This is a genomic window from Vibrio sp. V42_P2S4T144, from assembly GCF_009904715.1.
Classification (GTDB): domain Bacteria; phylum Pseudomonadota; class Gammaproteobacteria; order Enterobacterales; family Vibrionaceae; genus Vibrio; species Vibrio alginolyticus.
Window position 1 is genome coordinate 1 of sequence record NZ_WXWS01000267.1, and the last position, 4038, is coordinate 4038.

Here is a 4038-nt window from a genome sequence, read left to right on the forward strand (position 1 = left end):
TTGTGATTGGTATCATCCACTTAAGAGCTGCTTCGGCGGCTCTTTTTGTTTGTGCGGTTTTGGCGTCGATAAAGCAGTAAAAAAATGGAATTCGAAAGCGCGATTTAACGGTGCAGATGAGAAAAACTTTAGGCAAAGAAAAACCCCGAGGGCTTGCGCCCATCGGGGTTATAGTCTTACTCGCAGCAATCCAGCTACTAAGAGTGCTCCATGCATCTAATCCATGATAGTGTGCTGAATCCGTCAGCTTAATCCTTACGTCGCCTTCCTAGCGGTGTCCTTAATGACCTTATCCTGGTCTGCTAACTATCCTCGTTAGCTCTCATCACTTGTTCCCTGAGCGGTGTCCCTGACATCATCCCGATGTTCAAATCCTTGCCTCGTCCAGAGGTGTCCATTTCCCGTCCTTAGTAGCAACCATCCTAGTCACTATTGATTCCGTTCAATGTCCAATTTTGCAATCCATGCCCGACTATTCATCCTGAATAACCGTTTCTTCTTCCTGAAGTTCACCAAGTCCGTGGTGTTTCCTGTTCCGTGTCAGCATCCTTCCGACAGGTTTAATATTACGTGTTTAACGATTTCCAACAACGGGCTAATCTCACATTTTTTAACTCTCTTAGCGTTCAAAAAAGATACATGAGTATTAAATTCAATGGCTTATGCTCTTTTCTGTACGGTTTTACCATTAAAAAAGAGAGGTTTGCTCAACCCTTTGTGAGAGATCTCGCACAAGGGGTCGAGCGAAAGACTCTTACTGCCCGATAGCGGCACCTTCACGTCTTGGATCCGCAGCGCCTTCAAGACCGTCTTTTGTTATTCGTATCGCATGCAGACCAGAGTTCAAATCCCGAACATCGGTTTTAAAGCCCATCTTCTCCAGAGCAGGCTGTAAGCCCTCTGCGGCGGTACCTTGCTCAATATCTAAGGTGCCAAAACGGTTCAGCAATCGTGGCTGATTAATCGCGCTTTGGATGTCCATATCCCATTGCGTGTGGGCGATAATGGCTTGTGCGACGTAACCAATAATGCGGCTGCCACCCGGTGAGCCAATTGCCATGTAAGGCTTGTCATCCTTCATCATAATGGTTGGTGCCATAGATGAACGTGGGCGTTTGCCCGGTTCTAATCGGTTTGCGATTGGCACACCATCTTGATGCGTGCGGAAAGAGAAATCGGTCAGTTCGTTATTGAGCAAGAAGCCGCGTACCATCAAGCGTGAGCCAAAGGCGTTCTCGATGGTTGTTGTCATTGAAACCACATTGCCTTGCTTATCGACGATATTGAAATGGCTGGTGGAAGGCAGCTCGATCGATTGGTCCATGCTTAAGTTCATGGCGTGCGACCAAGGAGGATTACCGGCTTCAGCCTTACTCAAGGCTTTACCGACTTGAATGAGCTCAGCACGTTGTTTGAGATAATCTTTATCAAGCAAGCCTTCGGTTGGCATTGGCACATAATCTTGGTCAGCCATGTATTTACCACGATCCGCGAACGCAAGGCGCGATGCATCGGCGATCACTTGCCATGATTTCGCGCTTTCGGCTCCCCAACCTTTAAGATCGTATTGCTCGGTGATCGCGAGAATCTGTCCAACCGTCAATGCGCCAGAGCTAGGTGGTCCCATGCCGCAGATATCATAGCTTTGGTAAGCCGCACAAACCGGTTCACGTTGCTTGATTTGGAACGCATCAAAGTCAGGTTGTGCCAATACGCCAGGATTGCCCGGTGCATTTTGTACGGTCTTGATGATGTCTGTGGCGATATCGCCTTGATAGAAAGCTTTTGCCCCTTGCTCTGCAATTGCCGTCAGAGTTTGCGCGTATTCAGGGTTCTTCAACAACGTGCCTTCGGCTTTTGGTGAGCCGTCTGGATTGAAGAAGTAAGCCTTAGTCGCAGGGAAGCGTGATAGGCGCTTAGCATCTTTCTCAATCAGACTCGCGAGGCGAGGACTGACTTCGAAACCTTGCTCAGCCAAGGTAATCACGGGTTGGATTATCTTCTTCCATTCCAACTTGCCGTATTTCTGGTGCGTGTCCCACAGCAGTTTCACTGTACCAGGAGTGGCAACGGAACGCCCACCGACAACCGCATCGTAAAATTGCAGTGGTTGTCCTTTGTCATCTAGGAAGAGTTTCGGCGTTGCGGCGAGCGGTGCGGTTTCGCGTCCATCATACGTAGTCAGTTTTTGTTTCTCACTGTCCCAATACACTAAGAAGGCGCCACCACCAATGCCTGATGATTGCGGTTCTACCAAGCCCAGCATCAGCTGCACGGCAACCATAGCATCAATAGCATTACCACCTTGGGCAATAACATCCGCACCAGCTTGGGTTGCAATTGGGTTAGCAGCGGTAACCATATAATCTTTCGCTTTGATCAATTGTTTTTGCTCGAAGCCAGTGCTGTGCTCCGGCGCAACCGCATCTGCTGCTTGGTTAGCAAAGACTGAGGTAGATAAGATTAGTGGGGAAGTAAGAAAAAGACCCGTGGTCACGAGTCGGTTGAACGTCCAATGCATGATGACTCTCCATGTTGCCAGTTTTGTGCTTTGAGCTTGGCAGTTATGGAGAGTCACGTCGAGTCAGCAATCTTAGAAATGTCGATTGTGCTACGCTTTTAAATCAGTACTTTATCCGATAAAAGTATTGATAGTTTGGTATAGAATACTGCCGCCCACTAGAGTAAATACCACGCCGCATAGACCGTCGATGTAGATACCCGCTTGTTGCAATTTACGCTGTAAGCGCTGTGTCGACAGCATCCATGCAAGGCTAGAGAACCAGAATAGCGACAAGCCAAACAGGATGACCAGTGCAATACCTTTGCCAGTAATCGACATACCTGCTGGGACTAAACTCGACATCAAACTGACAAAGAACACCAGGGCTTTTGGGTTAAGAATGTTGGTCGCAAACCCTTTAGCAAACGCTTGACGCTTATTGCTGATCACTAGGTTATTTTGCTTCTTAGGTTGATCCGTCAGTGGGTTTTGGATCATCGAGATCACGGCACGCAATGCGCCAATTCCTAAGTAGAGCAGGTAACTACCACCGAGCAGTTGTGCCACGGAATACAGCACTGGGTGCTGGTGGACGACAAAACTCACACCTGTCAGGCTGAACAAAGAGTGCAGCAAAATACCGACGGACAATCCCAACGCAATGTACAAGCCAGTTTGACGACCATGACGCGTCGCATTTTGTACGACCAGCGCAAAGTCCGGACCTGGACTCATTAGGGCAATAAAGTGAATGCTGGCGAGTGTCAGCAATATGGTGGATTCATTCATAACACATCTCAAATTTAACCAATGCGGCTATTGTCGTGGTAAGTCACCTGTGGCGCTTGTAAAAAACTGACAGCTTTCTCGGTAAATGAAATTAACGAGCCACTTGAGAAGGGGAAACGCCGTAGGTCTGTTTAAACGCTTTGCTGAAATGCGCTTGATCATAGAAACCGATTTGATGAGCGACGTCGGTACCACATTGACCAGCTTGCAGTAACTTCATGCCTTGTTCAAGGCGCAGGCGTGCGAACCATGCATAAGGCGTCATGCCAGTTTGCGCTTTAAAGTGGCGCTGGAACTGAGTTGGGCTCAGTTGGCACAGCTCTGAAAGTGAATCCAAACGCACCGCTTGGTCAAGGTTAGCCATTAGATAATCTTTTAACGTCCCAAGCGATTGGTTTCCTAGCGGCACCACTTTTTGTCGCTCAAGCGATCCGTAGCGATCAAAAAGTTGGTTAAATCCTTCAAAAGGAAGGCAATCTTTGGTGAGTTGGCTGAGGTTTTCACGACGAAGCAGCCCGTGTAAGTTACTAAGTTGTGAAAATATCTGCGGATCCGAGATGATCAGTTCGTTGAAGTGTATTATTTGACCGTTTTGCTTAAGATCAGCCAGATCGCTCAATAGATGAGGTTCGATCGCAAACACATTTACTTCGTAGCCACTCTCGAGCTTAGATTGCCCGTCGTGCAGCTCATCCGGCGGCATAATCACAATTTGCCCGTGACCAACTTGGTGGCTATTACCTTGG

3 protein-coding genes are annotated in these 4038 nt (G+C 48.1%); all 3 read right to left on the minus strand.

Translation table 11 applies throughout. The features are described from left to right. Nucleotides 1-754: 754 nt before the first annotated feature. A complete protein-coding gene (gene ggt, locus CAG68_RS09240; RefSeq protein ID WP_064354413.1) occupies nt 755-2521 on the minus strand; it encodes a gamma-glutamyltransferase in 1767 nt (588 codons plus the stop codon). Nucleotides 2522-2632: 111 nt separating this feature from the next. Then, nucleotides 2633-3292, minus strand: a complete 660-nt coding sequence (locus tag CAG68_RS09245) for a LysE family translocator (RefSeq protein ID WP_161441033.1) — start codon at nt 3290-3292, stop codon at nt 2633-2635. 91 nt (nt 3293-3383) lie between these two features. Then, nucleotides 3384-4038, minus strand: a 655-nt coding sequence (locus CAG68_RS09250) for a helix-turn-helix domain-containing protein (protein WP_161441034.1), incomplete at its 5' end; no start/stop codon positions are given.